The sequence below is a fragment of the Streptomyces pactum genome, assembly GCF_002005225.1.
Taxonomy (GTDB): Bacteria; Actinomycetota; Actinomycetes; order Streptomycetales; family Streptomycetaceae; genus Streptomyces; species Streptomyces pactum_A.
Window position 1 is genome coordinate 7,110,001 of sequence record NZ_CP019724.1, and the last position, 16,340, is coordinate 7,126,340.

12 protein-coding genes, 2 rRNA genes, 1 pseudogene and 1 riboswitch (1 of these 16 running past the window's edge) are annotated in these 16,340 nt (G+C 69.0%); of the genes and pseudogenes, 13 read left to right on the plus strand and 2 right to left on the minus strand.

All coding sequences use genetic code 11. The features are described from left to right. The 12 genes and pseudogenes from B1H29_RS30680 to B1H29_RS30735 all read left to right on the plus strand — a co-directional run. Nucleotides 1-1,186 (plus strand): 23S ribosomal RNA (locus B1H29_RS30680) (it extends 1,934 nt beyond the left edge of the window). An 87-nt stretch (nucleotides 1,187-1,273) separates the two neighbouring features. Further along, nucleotides 1,274-1,390, plus strand: a 5S ribosomal RNA gene (gene rrf, locus B1H29_RS30685). Between the two features lie 107 nt (nucleotides 1,391-1,497). Then, nucleotides 1,498-2,106, plus strand: a complete 609-nt coding sequence (locus B1H29_RS30690) for a CDP-alcohol phosphatidyltransferase family protein (RefSeq protein WP_055420843.1) — start codon at nucleotides 1,498-1,500, stop codon at nucleotides 2,104-2,106. Between the two features lie 114 nt (nucleotides 2,107-2,220). Beyond that, nucleotides 2,221-4,716, plus strand: a complete 2,496-nt coding sequence (locus B1H29_RS30695) for a mannose-1-phosphate guanyltransferase (RefSeq protein WP_055420842.1) — start codon at nucleotides 2,221-2,223, stop codon at nucleotides 4,714-4,716. A 168-nt stretch (nucleotides 4,717-4,884) separates the two neighbouring features. Beyond that, a complete protein-coding gene (locus B1H29_RS30700; RefSeq protein WP_055420841.1) occupies nucleotides 4,885-5,721 on the plus strand; it encodes a DUF881 domain-containing protein in 837 nt (278 codons plus the stop codon). Further along, nucleotides 5,718-6,050 (plus strand): small basic family protein, encoded by a 333-nt coding sequence (locus B1H29_RS30705; RefSeq protein ID WP_003977440.1) that lies wholly within the window; start codon nucleotides 5,718-5,720, stop codon nucleotides 6,048-6,050. The genes B1H29_RS30700 and B1H29_RS30705 overlap by 4 nt, the downstream gene beginning before the upstream one ends. A 5-nt stretch (nucleotides 6,051-6,055) precedes the next feature. Beyond that, nucleotides 6,056-6,937, plus strand: coding sequence for a DUF881 domain-containing protein (locus tag B1H29_RS30710; RefSeq protein WP_055420840.1), 882 nt, complete (start codon nucleotides 6,056-6,058; stop codon nucleotides 6,935-6,937). Nucleotides 6,938-6,998: 61 nt separating this feature from the next. Next, entirely contained in the window at nucleotides 6,999-7,958 is a 960-nt protein-coding gene (locus tag B1H29_RS30715; RefSeq protein ID WP_167392566.1) for an FHA domain-containing protein, read from the plus strand. 42 nt (nucleotides 7,959-8,000) lie between these two features. Next, a complete protein-coding gene (gene ftsR, locus B1H29_RS30720; protein ID WP_055420838.1) occupies nucleotides 8,001-8,738 on the plus strand; it encodes a transcriptional regulator FtsR in 738 nt (245 codons plus the stop codon). 83 nt (nucleotides 8,739-8,821) lie between these two features. Then, nucleotides 8,822-9,295 carry a bifunctional nuclease family protein gene (locus B1H29_RS30725; protein WP_030189411.1) on the plus strand — a complete coding sequence of 158 codons (474 nt, stop codon included), beginning with the start codon at nucleotides 8,822-8,824 and terminating at the stop codon, nucleotides 9,293-9,295. 193 nt (nucleotides 9,296-9,488) lie between these two features. Continuing rightward, a complete protein-coding gene (locus B1H29_RS30730; RefSeq protein WP_079160550.1) occupies nucleotides 9,489-10,172 on the plus strand; it encodes a MerR family transcriptional regulator in 684 nt (227 codons plus the stop codon). Between the two features lie 55 nt (nucleotides 10,173-10,227). Further along, nucleotides 10,228-11,680 (plus strand): annotated as a pseudogene (locus tag B1H29_RS30735) (DNA polymerase IV); the annotation flags it as partial. A 437-nt stretch (nucleotides 11,681-12,117) separates the two neighbouring features. On the opposite strand, the gene B1H29_RS30740 reads toward B1H29_RS30735, so the two are convergent. Continuing rightward, the gene (locus B1H29_RS30740; protein ID WP_199832414.1) at nucleotides 12,118-12,495 is read right to left on the minus strand and encodes a PRC-barrel domain-containing protein; all 378 of its coding nucleotides are present in this window, start codon (nucleotides 12,493-12,495) and stop codon (nucleotides 12,118-12,120) included. Between the two features lie 149 nt (nucleotides 12,496-12,644). Continuing rightward, nucleotides 12,645-12,740: riboswitch (glycine riboswitch) on the plus strand. 177 nt (nucleotides 12,741-12,917) lie between these two features. Here B1H29_RS30740 and gcvP point away from each other — a divergent pair. Continuing rightward, a complete protein-coding gene (gcvP, locus tag B1H29_RS30745) occupies nucleotides 12,918-15,803 on the plus strand; it encodes an aminomethyl-transferring glycine dehydrogenase (RefSeq protein ID WP_055420835.1) in 2,886 nt (961 codons plus the stop codon). A 117-nt stretch (nucleotides 15,804-15,920) separates the two neighbouring features. Here gcvP and B1H29_RS30750 read toward each other — a convergent pair whose 3' ends face one another. Then, complete coding sequence (locus B1H29_RS30750; RefSeq protein WP_055420834.1) at nucleotides 15,921-16,340, minus strand: TOBE domain-containing protein; 420 nt, start codon at nucleotides 16,338-16,340, stop codon at nucleotides 15,921-15,923.

Genomic DNA, 16,340 nt, shown 5'->3' on the forward strand with positions numbered 1-16,340 from the left:
GAGATTTTCTCTCTGAGCTGGGGGTGGCCGCAGAGACCAGCGAGAAGCGACTGTTTACTAAAAACACAGGTCCGTGCGAAGCCGTAAGGCGATGTATACGGACTGACGCCTGCCCGGTGCTGGAACGTTAAGGGGACCGGTTAGCTCCATTTCGGTGGGGCGAAGCTGAGAACTTAAGCGCCAGTAAACGGCGGTGGTAACTATAACCATCCTAAGGTAGCGAAATTCCTTGTCGGGTAAGTTCCGACCTGCACGAATGGCGTAACGACTTCTCGACTGTCTCAACCATAGGCCCGGTGAAATTGCACTACGAGTAAAGATGCTCGTTTCGCGCAGCAGGACGGAAAGACCCCGGGACCTTTACTACAGTTTGATATTGGTGTTCGGTTCGGCTTGTGTAGGATAGCTGGGAGACTGTGAACTCTGGACGCCAGTTCAGGGGGAGTCGTCGTTGAAATACCAGTCTGGTCGTGCTGGATGTCTAACCTGGGTCCGTGATCCGGATCAGGGACAGTGTCTGATGGGTAGTTTAACTGGGGCGGTTGCCTCCTAAAGAGTAACGGAGGCGCCCAAAGGTTCCCTCAGCCTGGTTGGCAATCAGGTGTTGAGTGTAAGTGCACAAGGGAGCTTGACTGTGAGACCGACGGGTCGAGCAGGGACGAAAGTCGGGACTAGTGATCCGGCGGTGGCTTGTGGAAGCGCCGTCGCTCAACGGATAAAAGGTACCCCGGGGATAACAGGCTGATCTTCCCCAAGAGTCCATATCGACGGGATGGTTTGGCACCTCGATGTCGGCTCGTCGCATCCTGGGGCTGGAGTCGGTCCCAAGGGTTGGGCTGTTCGCCCATTAAAGCGGTACGCGAGCTGGGTTTAGAACGTCGTGAGACAGTTCGGTCCCTATCCGCTGTGCGCGTAGGAGTCTTGAGAAGGGCTGTCCCTAGTACGAGAGGACCGGGACGGACGAACCTCTGGTGTGCCAGTTGTCCTGCCAAGGGCATGGCTGGTTGGCTACGTTCGGGAGGGATAACCGCTGAAAGCATCTAAGCGGGAAGCCTGCTTCGAGATGAGGACTCCCACCCCCTTGAGGGGTTAAGGCTCCCAGTAGACGACTGGGTTGATAGGCCGGATCTGGAAGCACCGCAAGGTGTGGAGGTGACCGGTACTAATAGGCCGAGGGCTTGTCCTCAGTTGCTCGCGTCCACTGTGTTGGTTCTGAAACCACGAACAATCAGACCTGTGTTGGTCACCGGGTTGGTTGTCTGTTTCATAGTGTTTCGGTGGTCATAGCGTAGGGGAAACGCCCGGTTACATTTCGAACCCGGAAGCTAAGCCTTACAGCGCCGATGGTACTGCAGGGGGGACCCTGTGGGAGAGTAGGACGCCGCCGAACTCCTTTTAGAGCTCTGGCTCTTGGGCATGCAGCCCAGGAGCCAGAGCTTTTTTGCGTTGAGGTAGGGTCAGTGAGCATCATTGACTCGTCCCCCAGGAGGCCCCCGCGTGGAGGTCCAGGAGACCCGCGTGCAGACCGACCGGGTCCTCACCATCCCGAACATCCTCAGCATGGCGCGCCTCGCCGGCGTGCCGCTCTTCCTCTGGCTGATCCTCCGCCCCGAGTTCGGTGGCTCGCAGAGTGACGGCTGGGCGCTGTTGGTGCTGGCCCTGAGCGGAGTCAGTGACTACCTGGACGGGAAGCTCGCGCGACGCTGGAACCAGATCAGCAGCCTCGGCCGGCTCCTGGACCCGGCGGCCGACCGGCTCTACATTCTGTCGACTCTGGTGGGCCTTACCTGGCGCGAGATTCTTCCGCTCTGGTTGACCCTTGTACTGCTTGCCCGGGAAGCCGTCCTGCTCGTGATGGTGGGTGTCCTGCGACGCCACGGCTATCCGCCGCCGCAGGTGAACTTCCTCGGGAAGGCGGCCACGTTCAACCTCATGTACGCCTTCCCGCTGCTTCTACTCAGTGACGGGAGCGGATGGATCGCGTCACTGGCCGCTGTTTTCGGATGGGCGTTCGCCGGATGGGGTACAACCCTGTATTGGTGGGCAGGTGTTCTCTACGTGGTACAGGTCCGCCGCTTGGTCCGTGCGGACACCATGACCGATTGAACTCGCCGATTGTGCCGCCCACCGGTGGCCAGATGGCCCCCGCTGCAAAAGTGAGGGACTCTGGACGGGTGAAGTCGGTCAATCCGTCGTCTCTTACAGGAGGACGCTTCCGACATGAAGGCCGTCGTGATGGCTGGAGGCGAAGGCACACGCCTTCGTCCCATGACCTCGAGCATGCCCAAGCCGCTCCTGCCGGTGGCCAACCGGCCGATCATGGAGCACGTTCTGCGGCTGCTTAAAAGGCATGGGCTCAACGAGACCGTCGTCACCGTCCAGTTCCTGGCCTCGCTGGTCAAGAACTACTTCGGTGACGGCGAGGAGCTCGGAATGGAGCTCACCTATGCTAACGAGGAGAAGCCACTCGGTACCGCCGGAAGCGTCAAGAACGCGGAGGAGGCATTGAAGGACGATGCCTTCCTCGTCATTTCCGGCGATGCCCTGACCGACTTCGACCTCACCGACCTGATCAATTTCCACAAGGAAAAGGGCGCGCTCGTCACCGTGTGTCTGACACGCGTGCCCAACCCGCTGGAATTCGGCATCACCATTGTCGACGAGGAGGGCAAGGTCGAGCGCTTCCTGGAGAAGCCGACCTGGGGCCAGGTCTTCTCGGACACCGTGAACACCGGCATCTACGTCATGGAACCCGAGGTATTCGACTACGTAGATCCCGACGTGCCGGTGGACTGGTCCGGTGACGTCTTCCCACAGCTCATGAAGGAAGGCAAGCCCGTCTACGGCTACATCGCCGAGGGCTACTGGGAGGACGTCGGTACCCACGAAAGCTATGTGAAGGCCCAGGCGGACGTACTGGAGCGCAAGGTCGACGTCGACATCGACGGCTTCGAGATCTCGCCCGGCGTCTGGGTGGCCGAGGGCGCCGAGGTGCATCCCGATGCCGTGCTCCGCGGGCCCCTCTACATCGGCGACTACGCCAAGATCGAGGCCGGCGCCGAGATCCGGGAACACACGGTCGTCGGCTCCAACGTCGTCGTCAAGAGCGGCGCGTTCCTGCACAAGGCCGTCGTGGCGGACAACGTGTACGTCGGGCCGCACAGCAATCTGCGGGGCTGCGTCGTCGGCAAGAACACCGACATCATGCGTGCCGCGCGGATCGAGGACGGCGCGGTCATCGGTGACGAGTGCCTGGTCGGTGAAGAATCGATCATCCAGGGCAACGTCCGGGTCTACCCGTTCAAGACCATCGAGGCCGGTGCCTTCGTCAACACCTCGGTCATCTGGGAGTCCCGGGGCCAGGCGCATCTCTTCGGCGCCCGCGGGGTGTCCGGCATCCTGAACGTGGAGATCACGCCGGAGCTGGCCGTGCGGCTGGCAGGCGCCTACGCGACCACGCTGAAGAAGGGCTCCACCGTCACCACGGCCCGCGACCACTCCCGCGGTGCACGCGCGCTGAAGCGGGCGGTGATCTCCGCCCTGCAGGCCAGCGCCATCGACGTACGGGACCTGGAGAACGTGCCGCTGCCCGTGGCGCGGCAGCAGACCGCGCGGGGCAGCGCCGGCGGGATCATGATCCGGACCACACCCGGTGTGCCGGACTCCGTGGACATCATGTTCTTCGACGGACAGGGCGCCGACCTGTCGCAGGGCAGCCAGCGCAAGCTGGACCGGGTGTTCGCGCGGCAGGAGTACCGGAGGGCGTTCCCCGGAGAGATCGGAGACCTGCACTTCCCGTCCAGCGTCTTCGACTCGTACACCGGGTCGCTGCTGCGGAACATCGACATCACGGGGATCGCCGAATCCGGTCTCAAGGTGGTCGTCGACGCCTCAAACGGCAGCTCGGGGCTGGTCCTGCCCAGTCTGCTCGGGAAGCTGGGCGTCGACTCGCTGACCATCAACCCCGGTCTCGACGAATCCAGGCCGACCGAGTCGGCCGACATGCGGCGGTCGGGACTGGTGCGGCTCGGGGAGATCGTGGCGTCCTCGCGGGCTGCGTTCGGTGTGCGGTTCGACCCGGTCGGTGAGCGGTTGTCGCTCGTCGACGAGAAGGGCCGCATCATCGAGGACGACCGGGCGCTGCTGGTGATGCTGGATCTGATCGCCGCCGAGCGGCGCAGTGGCCGGGTCGCGCTGCCGGTGACGACCACCCGGATCGCCGAGCAGGTGGCGGCGTACCACGGAACCCAGGTCGAATGGACGACCACGTCTCCCGATGACCTGACGCGTGTCGGCGGTGAGGAAGGCGCGATCTTCGGCGGCGACGGCAAGGGCGGCTTCATCGTCCCCGAGTTCAGCAGCGTCTACGACGGAACGGCGGCCTTCGTACGGCTGATCGGGCTGGTGGCGCGGACACAGCTCACGCTGAGCCAGATCGACGCGCGGATCCCGCGGGCGCACGTCCTGAAGCGTGATCTGGCCACTCCCTGGGCGGTCAAGGGCCTGGTGATGCGGCGGGTCGTCGAGGCGGCCGGAGACCGCTTCGTGGACACCACGGACGGGGTGCGGGTGGTGGAGACCGACGGACGCTGGGTGATGGTGCTGCCCGACCCGGCCGAGGCGGTCACCCATCTGTGGGCCGAGGGCCCCGACGATGCCTCCGCGCAGGCGCTGCTCGACGAGTGGTCCGCTGTGGTGGACAGCGCGGGCCGGTAAGAACATCCCGCACGCGCGCGTGCCGGACAAGTGTCCCCAAGGGGGCCTGTCCGGCACGCCGGTGGGGCCGTTCGGAGGTAGTGGCCGTGGCGTGCGACGATGTGCGGCATGCCGCAGCAACCCCCCGTTCGGAGCACATTCACGCGGCCCGCGCGCCCGGACGCGTCCATGTCTTTGCTCACCAACGTCATGGACCACAGCCTCGACGACGGATACGCCGAGGCCGCCGCGCGGAAGAAGGCCGACGGCACCGGCGGGCTGCCCAAGACCCTCCGCGCCAAGCTGGGACTGGCCGCCGGCCTGGTGCTGGCCGCCCTGGTCGTGACGGTCGGTGCGGCCCAGGCGCGGGTCGCGGCTCCCGCCGTGGCCAAGGAACGCGAAGAGCTCATCGACCGCATCGAGGGGGAGACCTCAGCGGCCGACCGGCTCGAGGAGAGCGTCGACCAACTGCGCGAGGACGTGAGCGCGCGGCAACGCGAGGCCCTCGAGAAGAACGGCGACGGTGGCCGCTCCGACCTGATGGGGATCCTGTCGGGCGCGGTCGAGGTGCACGGCCCGGGTGTGAAGCTCGTGGTGAACGACGCCAAGGACACGGGCACGGGCGGTGACGGGCAGCCGCGTGGTACCTCCGGGTTCGCCGACACGGGCCGGGTGCGGGACCGGGACATGCAGCGCGTGGTCAACGGGCTGTGGGAGTCGGGGGCCGAGGCGGTCTCCATCAACGGACAGCGGCTGACGGCGCTGTCCGCGATCAGGGCCGCCGGTGACGCGATACTGGTCGACAACAGGCCGCTGGTGCCGCCGTACACGGTGCTCGCGGTGGGGGACGGGGAGCGGCTCAGCACCAGGTTCCAGGACAGTGCCGACGGGCTCTACCTGCACGCCCTGCAGGAGAACTACGGCATTCGGACCGCCATCTCCGTCGCGGACGACCTCGAGCTGCCGGCCGCGACGAGTGTGATCGTACGTACAGCACAGCCGATAACCGAGAAGGGCACATCGTGATCGCCGTACTGGGCCTCGTCGTGGGAGTCGTGGCCGGCCTCTTGGTCCGGCCCGAGGTGCCGGCGGCCGTCGAGCCTTATCTGCCGATCGCCGTCGTCGCGGCGCTCGACGCCGTATTCGGCGGTCTGCGGGCCATGCTCGACGGCATCTTCGACGACAAGGTCTTCGTGGTGTCGTTCCTGTCGAACGTGGTCGTGGCCGCACTGATCGTGTTCCTGGGCGACAAGTTGGGCGTCGGAGCCCAGTTGTCCACCGGTGTGGTGGTTGTCCTCGGGATCCGCATCTTCTCCAACGCCGCGGCGATCCGACGCCACGTCTTCCGGGCGTGAGGCCGATGAGCGACCACGACGAGCAGGGCGCGAACAGCCTGCGCAAGGAACTGCCCGACGAGGTGCCGCCGACCCCTTTGGCGGTGTCCCCGGCGGCGGACGCACCGGCCGGTGAAGGACCGAACGAGGAGCAGGCGGAGCGGCGGCCCGAGCCGGAGCCCGGACTGACCGGTAGGCAGCGGCTGTTCAAGGGGCTGTGGCCGCCGCGCCTGACCCGGGCCCAACTCATCGTCGCCCTTCTCCTCTTCGGCCTCGGGTTCGGCCTTGCCGTCCAGGTGGCGTCGAACAGCGACGGCGACAGCGCGCTGCGCGGCGCCCGGCAGGAGGATCTGGTCCGCATCCTCGATGAACTGGACGACCGTACTCAGCGTCTTGAAGACGAGAAGCAGGGCCTCGAGAAGCAGCGCGACGAGCTGGAGAACAGCTCCGACCAGGCCGAAGAGGCACGCAGGCAGACGCTCGAGAAGGAGCGGCAACTCGGCATCCTCGCGGGCACCGTGGCCGCGCAGGGGCCCGGCATCACGGTGACGATCGAGGACACGAAGGGGGCGGTTCAGGCGGACATGCTGCTCGACGCGATACAGGAGCTGCGCGCGGCGGGTGCCGAGGCGATCCAGGTGAACGACGTACGGGTGGTCGCCGGTACGTACCTCACGGACTCCGACAAGACCGTGAGCGTCGACGGGAACAAGATCAACGCGCCCTATCGTTTCCAGGTCATCGGCAAGCCGCAGGACCTCGAACCGGCTCTCAACATTCCTGGAGGCGTGGTGCAGACTCTGGAAAAGGAACAGGCCACCGTTACTGTTGAGCGGTCGAGCAAGATCGTCGTGGACGCCTTGCGAGCGGCGGAGCGGCCTGACTACGCTCGGTCGTCCTCCCAGTGAACCGGCGGTGCATGGGGGGCGACAGGCGAGGGCATGAGGTTGCGGGGGGTCGGCGCACCGATTGGGTGGTGCGTGGTGGAAACTGTCTGGTGGAGACGGACGTTGTGAAGGTGTCCGGGTCGGTCAGTACGGTCAGTCAGGGTTCGTCCTGCCCCACGGGCGGGTCTGTTTCGGTCAAGGGGAAGCGCCCGTGAAGTTGTTTGCGAAGTTGTTCGGCAAGAGTGCGCGAGAGGGGCGCGAGAACGCGACCGCTCGCCATCGGGCACAGCCTGACGCGGAGGGCGGGCGCCCGATGTTCCGGGACCAGGTGGCTGGTCCGGGCGGTGACATTTCCGGTGGTCAGGGCGCGGCGTCTGTTGACCCTGCGCAGTCCGGCGACATAGGTTTCGGGCAACCGTCGACCTCAGGTGCGGGTGGAGGTTTTGCCCCCGGTCCGTACGCGTCGAACGCCCCGTCGGGGCAGCCGCGGCAGGAGGATCCGTCCATGTCGGCCCTGGTGTGTACGAGGTGCGGTAACCGCAACGCGGAGAACAGCCGCTTCTGCTCCAACTGCGGCGCGCCGCTGCGTGCCGGGGCGGTTCCGGAGCGTGCGTCCGAGACGACCTCCACGATCTCCATCTCCGGCCTGGAGGCGTACGACGCCGAGGTCACCGGCCAGACGGCGATGCCGGCACTCTCTCCCGAGGCGCAGGCGGCCGTCGACGCGCTGCCGCTCGGCTCCGCGCTCCTGGTCGTGCGCCGCGGTCCCAACTCCGGCAGCCGCTTCCTGCTGGACGGCGAGCTGACCACCGCCGGGCGTCATCCGCAGAGCGACATCTTCCTGGACGACGTGACGGTCTCGCGCCGGCACGTGGAGTTCCGCCGCAGTCCGGACGGCTCGTTCACGGTGGCCGATGTCGGCAGCCTGAACGGCACGTACGTCAACCGCGAGCGCATCGACCAGGTCGCCCTGTCCAACGGTGACGAGGTACAGATCGGCAAGTACCGGCTGGTCTTCTACGCGAGCCAGCGGGGTTACTGACCCGCCCCCGGGCTCCGCCCGGGGAACCTCCAGGGAAGGTCCATGCTTCGAACACCGAGCGGCGGTGCCGGACACGGCGCCGTCGCCACGGACAGTGGGCTGATGAGCATCGGCGCCGTGCTGAACGCGCTGCGTGACGAGTTCCCCGACGTCACCATCTCCAAAATCCGCTTTCTGGAGTCGGAGGGCCTCGTCGAGCCGCGGCGGACCCCGGCCGGGTACCGCAAGTTCAGCGCGCGCGACGTCGAGCGCCTCGGCCAGGTGCTGCGCATGCAGCGGGACCACTATCTGCCGCTGAAGGTGATCCGCGAGCACCTGGACGCGATGGAACGGGGCGAGGCAGTGCCGTTGCCGACGCTGGGCAGGCAGCGGGACGGGGAGGCCGTCCCGGAGCCCGCCGAGGGGACCGCAGCGGCCCGGATCGGGCGGGACGAGCTGCTCGCCGCGGCCGGAGTCGGCGACCAGGAGCTGAAGGAGTGGGAGTCCTACGGGCTCCTGGCTCCGCTGCCCGACGGAACGTACGACGCCGAGGCGGTCACCGTGGCGTCACTGGTGGTGGAGCTGGGGCGATTCGGTATCGAACCGCGGCACCTGCGGGTGATGAAGGCCGCAGCCGACCGGGAGGCCGGGCTCGTGGACCAGGTGGTGGCCCCGCTGAAGCGTCACCGCAACCCGCAGACCAGGGCACACGCCGAAGCCCGTACCAAGGAGCTGGCGGGGCTGGCGGTGAAGCTGCACGCGGCGCTGGTGCAGGCCGCCCTCGGCGTGCGGCTGCCCTGAAACGAGCGGCCGGAAGACCCGGAACGCCCACCTGATCCCGGCCCGACTACCCAAATGTCCCGGGCACGGCCTAGGGTTGCTGTGTGAACGAGCTCGATGTCGTAGGTGTCCGGGTCGAGATGCCCTCCAACCAACCGATCGTGCTGCTGCGCGAGGTCGGAGGCGACCGTTACCTCCCCATCTGGATCGGGCCGGGGGAGGCGACGGCGATCGCCTTCGCCCAGCAGGGCATGGCGCCCGCGCGGCCGCTGACCCACGACCTGTTCAAGGACGTGCTGGAAGCCGTCGGCCAGGAGCTCACGGAAGTACGCATCACGGACCTGCGCGACGGGGTCTTCTACGCCGAGCTGGTCTTCGCCAGCGGCGTCGAGGTGAGTGCCAGGCCGTCCGACGCCATAGCGCTGGCCCTGCGCACCGGAACGCCGATCTACGGCAGTGACACGGTGCTCGACGACGCCGGCATCGCCATCCCGGACGAGCAGGAGGACGAGGTGGAGAAGTTCCGCGAGTTCCTCGACCAGATCTCGCCGGAGGACTTCGGGACCAGTAACCAGTGAGGCACGGGAGCCGAGGCGTTCGCGGACGTCGCGCGGCCCTCCTCCGGGCACATTCGGCTAGCCTTTCCCCGCGGTTGGGCACGCGAAACCACTCGTAGGGTGATTATCACCCGGCGTGCCGAGTGTGGCGATCGTTGACGCACCCTTGGTGACTGCCTACCGTCGAGGAGGCAGGTCAAGGACGGAGGTCGGCGTGAGAATCAGCGGCGACGGTACGACTGGGGGTGGCCCCGGGCAGAGCCTCGGGGCAAACGGTCCGTACCCTCCCACGAGCTCTCGGCTCCGCGCCGGCGGGGGGCATCCCCAGCACGGTGGGGCGGCCGACCCTGCTCCGCAGCGAGCGGCTGCCGTGCCGAGCAGCGGAGGGGCGACGTCCATGGCGTCCGAGCAGATCGGCTACCGCGGGCCGACGGCCTGCGCCGCCGCCGGTATCACCTACCGGCAACTCGACTACTGGGCCCGCACGGCTCTGGTCGAGCCCAGCGTGAGGCCCGCGCACGGATCCGGCACGCAGCGTCTGTACGGCTTCCGCGACGTGGTCGTGTTGAAAATCGTCAAGCGCTTCCTGGACACCGGGGTGTCGCTGCAGAACATCCGCACCGCGGTCCAGCACCTCCGGGAGCGCGACTTCCGTGACCTGGAGCGCGTGACGCTGATGAGCGACGGCGCCACGGTCTACGAGTGCACCTCGCCCGACGAGGTGCACGCCCTGCTCCAGGGCGGCCAGGGCATCTTCGGGATCGCCGTCGGCGTGGTCTGGCGCGACGTGGAGAGCGCGCTCTCACAACTGCACGGGGAGCGGATCGACACCGGGGAGACCCTCGTGGGGCACAATCCGGCGGACGAGCTGGCGCGGCGGCGCAACCGGGCGGTCTGAAACACCGCCGCACGCGGGCGGGGCATTGTCAGTGGCGTAGGGCAGCATCGGAGATGTGAGAACCGCGCCCACGATCCTGCATCTCGACATGGATGCCTTCTTCGCCTCGGTGGAGCAGGCGTCCAAGCCGAGTCTGCGCGGGAAGGCCGTCGTCGTAGGCGGCCTCGGACCCCGCGGTGTGGTCGCCACCTGCTCGTACGAGGCGCGGGTCTTCGGCGTCCACTCGGCGATGCCCATGGGCCAGGCCCGGCGGCTCGCACCCAACGCCGCGTACCTCGTCCCGCGCTTCGAGTTCTACCGGTCGATCAGCGAGCAGGTGATGCGGCTGCTGCGTGAACTGTCACCGCTGGTGGAGCCGCTGAGCCTGGACGAGGCCTTCGTGGACCTGGAGGCCGGCGGGACGGCCCGGGACGCGGGATCGGCGCGGCTGGCCGGGGCGAAGCTCCGCGCGGACATCCGCACCGTCACCGGCCTCACCGGGTCCGTGGGGCTGGCCGCTTCCAAGATGCTTGCCAAGATCGCCTCGGAGCAGGCCAAACCCGACGGGCTGGTCCTCATCCCGCCGGGGACGGAGCGGGCCATGCTCGAGCCGATGACCGTGCGGACGCTGCCCGGGGTGGGGCCGGCCACGGGCGACCATCTGCGGCGGGCCGGGATCACCACGGTCGGAGAAATCGCCGAGGCGGGCGAGGACGAGCTCGTACGGCTGCTGGGCAAGGCGCACGGGCACGCCCTGTACGCCATGGCGCTGGCCCGCGACGAACGGCCCGTGGTGGCCGAGCGGGAGACCAAGTCGGTGTCCGTCGAAGACACCTACGACGTGGACATCCACGACCGGGTGCGGGTCGGCGTGGAAGTCGGGCGGCTGGCCGACCGGTGTGTGCGGCGGCTGCGCGGTTCCGGGCTGTCCGGGCGGACCATCGTGCTCAAGGTGCGCAGGTACGACTTCTCCACGCTGACGCGCTCCGAGACGCTGCGGGGGCCCACGGACGACCCGGCGGTGGTGCGGGAGGCCGCTGCCCGGCTGCTGGACTCCGTGGACACCACCGGTGGCGTGCGGCTGCTCGGGGTCGGCGTCAGCGGGCTCGCCGACTACACGCAGGAGGACCTGTTCGCCCAGGCGGCGGGGGGCCGGGGCGACGACCTCGTCGAGGAACCCGACGTCGAGCCCGTCCAGGAGGACCGGCCGGCCCCCGCCGAGCGCGGGTGGCCGTCGGGGCACGACGTGCGGCACGCGCAGTACGGACACGGGTGGGTGCAGGGCAGCGGGCTGGGCCGGGTCACCGTGCGGTTCGAGACGCCGTACTCGGAGACCGGCCGGGTGCGGACCTTTCCGGTGGACGACCCGGATCTGACACCGGCGGATCCGCTGCCGCTGGTCCCGCCCGTACCGCGAAGACCCGGAGCCACCGGTCCCGCGACCGCCGAGGCCGACCGGGGTCTTGGCGCGGGGTCCGACGTGGGGATCGGCCGGGGGCTCGGTGCGGAGACCGGCGGCGTCGAGACCGGTGCCGAGGCCGGCGGGGGTCTCGATGCCGAGACCGGCCTGGAGACCGGCCTGGAGACCGGCCTGGAGACCGGCCTGGAGACCGGCCTGGAGACCGGCCTGGAGACCGGCCTGGAGACCGGCCCCAGGACCGGCCCGGTGCCCGACGCGGGGGCCGGCCGGGCGGGGGCGGCGGGTCCTGCGTCCGGCCAGGAAGTTGGCCGGCGGATCGGGTCGCCGGAGATCAGTGGCACCTGACCGGTGCGGCGAGCGGGGCCCAGTGGGTCCGGATGTGAGGCGGGGACGAGGCGGAGAAGGGACGACGGGCGACAGCGCCGCGCGCAGGGGACCGCTCTGCCCTTCAGGAAGGGTCGGAGCGGCAGGGGCCCGCGTCCGCGGCGTCGTCCGCCGCACCGGCCCGGCGGCCGGTGCCGGGGGCCGGTGCAGCGGGCTGGGCCGTCAGCTCTCCTCCTTGCCCTGGCCCGCCAGCTTGCCGAAGTCGCGGTCGGGGGCCGGGGGAGGAGCGGCCACGTCGAGACCGTAGTGGTGGTAGAGCTGGAGTTCCTGCTCCGGCGAGAGGTGGCGGCCGACGCCGAAGTCGGGAGCCTCCTTGATCAGGGCCCGCTCGAAGGGCACGCGCAGGGCGCCGTCGACCAGCTCGCTGGGCTCCAGGGGAACGAAGGCGTCCCGGCTGAACAGGCCGGTGCGTATGGCCGCCCACTCGGGGACGCCGGTGGCGTCGTCGAGATAGACCTCGTCGACGGTGCCGATCCGGGTGCCGTCGAGGTCGAACGCCTTGCGGCCGATCAGATTGCGCGGGTCGATGTCGGTACGCACGAGGCCCTCCACTTGGTCGCACTGGGGTCGCGCACCAGCCGACCCACCAGCCGCCGGAATCATCCGTAGTACTACAAAAGAGCACTTAGGGTCGGTCGGCCACTCGAAGTCCGTGCGGTGACCTCGCTGGTAGGCTGGCAAACGGCTGCTGACCCCGCGCGGGAGAGTCCTCCGGACACCACCGGAGGCGCCGAAGGAGCAAATCCTCCCCGGAATCTCTCAGGCTCACGTACCGCACGGACGAGGTCACTCTGGAAAGCAGGGCGGGTGTCGACGGCTTCCGCTCTCACCGACGGTGAAAGCCGGGAGTGCCTTCGGGCCCGACCGGTGAAGCTCTCAGGTTGAGATGACAGAGGGGGAGGCCGTACGGGTACCCGCGCCGTGGTGCCCCTCGAAGGTCGTCAGACCAGGAGGCCTCCGCAATGACCGCCCATCGCACCCCGCTCTCCGAACTCGAACAGGCAATGCCTTTCGAGCAGCGCCATATCGGCCCCGACCCTGAGGCACGGGCCAAGATGCTCGCGCAGGTCGGTTACGGTTCGCTCGACGAACTGACGGCCGCCGCGGTGCCGGATGTGATCAAGAACGCCGACGCGCTGGACCTGCCGGGCGCGCGCTCCGAGGCCGAGGTGCTGGCCGAGCTGCGCTCCCTGGCCGACCGCAACCAGGTTCTCGACTCCATGATCGGCCTCGGCTACTACGGCACCTTCACGCCGCCGGTCATCCTGCGCAACGTCATGGAGAACCCGGCCTGGTACACCGCCTACACGCCGTACCAGCCGGAGATCTCCCAGGGCCGCCTCGAGGCCCTGCTGAACTTCCAGACGATGGTCGCCGAGCTCACCGGCCTGCCGACCTCCGGCGCCTCGCTGCTCGACGAGGGCACCGCGGCCGCCGAGGCCATGGCGCTCTCCCGGCGCATGGGCAAGAACAAGAAGGGCCTCTTCCTGGTCGACGCGGACGCCCTGCCGCAGACCATCGCCGTGATACAGACCCGCGCGGAGCCGACCGGCGTCGAGGTCGTCGTCGCCGACCTCAGCGAGGGCATCCCGGCCGAGGTGGCCGAGCGGGAGATCAACGGCGTCCTGATCCAGTACCCGGGCGCCTCCGGTGCCGTACGCGACATCAAGCCGGTCGTCGACCGGGCGCACGAGCTCGGCGCCCTCGTCACCGTCGCCGCCGACCTGCTCGCGCTCACCCTGCTCACCTCGCCCGGCGAGCTGGGCGCCGACATCGCCATCGGCACGACGCAGCGCTTCGGCGTACCGATGGGCTTCGGCGGGCCGCACGCCGGCTACATGGCGGTGCACGAGAAGTTCGCGCGCAGCCTGCCCGGCCGCCTGGTCGGCGTCTCCGTGGACGCCGACGGCAACAAGGCCTACCGCCTCGCGCTGCAGACCCGCGAGCAGCACATCCGCCGCGAGAAGGCCACCAGCAACATCTGCACCGCGCAGGTGCTCCTCGCCGTCATGGCCGGCATGTACGCCGTGTACCACGGTCCCGAGGGGCTGCGGGCCATCGCGCGGCGCACCCACCGGTACGCCACGGTCACCGCGGCGGGTCTGGCGGCCGGCGGCGTCGAGATCGTCCACGGCGCCTACTTCGACACGGTCACCGCCCGCGTGCCCGGCCGGGCCGCCGACGTCGTCCACGCCGCCCGAGTAAACGGCGTCAACCTGCGGCTCGTCGACGCCGACCACCTGTCGTTCGCCTGCGACGAGACCACCACGCGCGCCCAGGTCGGCGGCGTGTGGAACGCCTTCGGCGTCGAGGGTGACATCGAGGCGCTGGACGCGGCGACCGGGGAGACGCTGCCCGAGGCGCTGCTGCGCACGGACGACTTCCTGACGCACCCCGTCTTCCACCAGCACCGCTCGGAGACGGCGATGCTGCGCTACCTGCGCCGTCTCGCCGACCGCGACTACGCGCTGGACCGCGGCATGATCCCGCTGGGCTCCTGCACCATGAAGCTCAACGCGACCACCGAGATGGAGCCGGTCACCTGGTCCGAGTTCGGCGGGCTGCACCCCTTCGCGCCCGCCGAGCAGGCGCAGGGCTACCTCACCCTCATCCGCGAGCTGGAGGAGCGGCTCGCCGAGGTCACCGGGTACGACAAGGTCTCGCTCCAGCCCAACGCCGGGTCGCAGGGCGAGTTCGCCGGCCTGCTCGCCGTGCGCGCCTACCACCGCGCCAACGGCGACGATCAGCGCACCGTCTGCCTCATCCCGTCCTCGGCGCACGGCACCAACGCCGCGAGTGCCGTCATGGCGGGCATGAAGGTGGTCGTCGTCAAGACCGCCGAGGACGGCGAGATCGACGTCGAGGACCTGCGCGCCAAGATCGAGAAGCACCGCGACGAACTGTCCGTGCTGATGATCACCTACCCCTCCACGCACGGCGTCTTCGAGGAGCACGTCGCCGACATCTGCGCACAGGTGCACGACGCCGGCGGCCAGGTCTACGTGGACGGCGCCAACCTCAACGCCCTGGTCGGCCTCGCCAAGCCGGGTCACTTCGGCGGCGACGTCTCCCACCTGAACCTGCACAAGACCTTCTGCATCCCGCACGGCGGCGGCGGTCCCGGCGTCGGCCCCGTGGCCGTACGATCGCACCTGGCGCCGTACCTGCCCAACCACCCGCTGCAGCCCGCGGCCGGTCCGCAGACGGGCGTCGGACCGATCTCGGCGGCGCCGTGGGGCTCGGCCGGCATCCTGCCGATCTCGTGGTCGTACGTGCGGCTGATGGGCGGCGAGGGGCTCAAGCGCGCCACCCAGGTGGCCGTGCTGTCCGCCAACTACATCGCCAAGCGCCTGGAGGCGCACTTCCCGGTGCTGTACAACGGCCCGGGCGGGCTGATCGCGCACGAGTGCATCATCGACCTGCGCCCGCTGACCAAGGCGACCGGCGTGAGCGTCGACGACGTCGCCAAGCGGCTGATCGACTACGGCTTCCACGCGCCGACGATGTCGTTCCCGGTGGCCGGCACGCTGATGATCGAGCCGACCGAGTCCGAGGACCTGGCCGAGCTGGACCGGTTCTGCGAGGCGATGATCGCCATCCGCGCGGAGATCGAGAAGGTCGGCTCCGGCGCCTGGCCCGCCGACGACAACCCGCTGCGCGGCGCGCCGCACACCGCCGGTGCGCTGGGCGGTGACTGGGACCACGCGTACACGCGTGAGGAGGCCGTCTTCCCGGCAGGGGTGTCCGCCGCCGACAAGTACTGGCCGCCGGTGCGCCGCGTCGACCAGGCCTTCGGCGACCGGAACCTGGTCTGCTCCTGCCCGCCGCTGGACGCGTACGAGGACTGAGCCCCGTATACGGACAAGAGGCTCCGTGCGCGCCCCCAGGGCCCGTACGGAGCCTCTTGTCGTGCCGTCGTGCCGGGTCGTGTCGGGTCGTGTCGGGCGCCCTCCCCGGCGTCGGGGTCAGGCGGTCCCGAGCGACACCTCGGTCGACTTGACGAGCGCGACCACGGGGACGCCGACGGCCAGCCCGAGATCGTCGGCGGCCTCCCTGGTGATCGCGGCGGTCAGTTCGGCGCCCTCGACGGCGATCCTGACGGAGGCCATGGCGTCGCCGGGGGTGAGGGCGGTGACCGTACCCGGCAACTGGTTGCGGATGGACAGGCCCTGGACGCGCGCGGTCGCCAGGGAGACCTCCGTCGACTTCACCAGGGCGCGGACGGCGCTACCGGCGGTGAGGGACAGGTCCTCGGCCGCGTCCCGGGTGATGGCCGCGGTGAGGTCCTGGCCGCCGGCGAGGCGGACCCTGACCGTCGCCATGGCCTCGCCCGGGGTGACGGCGGTGACGGTGCCGGGGAGCTGGTTGCGGATGCTCAGGCTCAT

Coding starts and splice junctions, on each gene's coding strand:
- B1H29_RS30710 (WP_055420840.1), top strand. CDS start 6,056: ATGAGCGACCACGACGAGCAGGGCGCGAACAGCCTGCGCAAGGAACTG.
- B1H29_RS30695 (WP_055420842.1), top strand. CDS start 2,221: ATGAAGGCCGTCGTGATGGCTGGAGGCGAAGGCACACGCCTTCGTCCC.
- ftsR (WP_055420838.1), top strand. CDS start 8,001: ATGCTTCGAACACCGAGCGGCGGTGCCGGACACGGCGCCGTCGCCACG.
- B1H29_RS30700 (WP_055420841.1), top strand. CDS start 4,885: ATGTCTTTGCTCACCAACGTCATGGACCACAGCCTCGACGACGGATAC.
- B1H29_RS30750 (WP_055420834.1), bottom strand. CDS start 16,340: ATGAGCCTGAGCATCCGCAACCAGCTCCCCGGCACCGTCACCGCCGTC.
- gcvP (WP_055420835.1), top strand. CDS start 12,918: ATGACCGCCCATCGCACCCCGCTCTCCGAACTCGAACAGGCAATGCCT.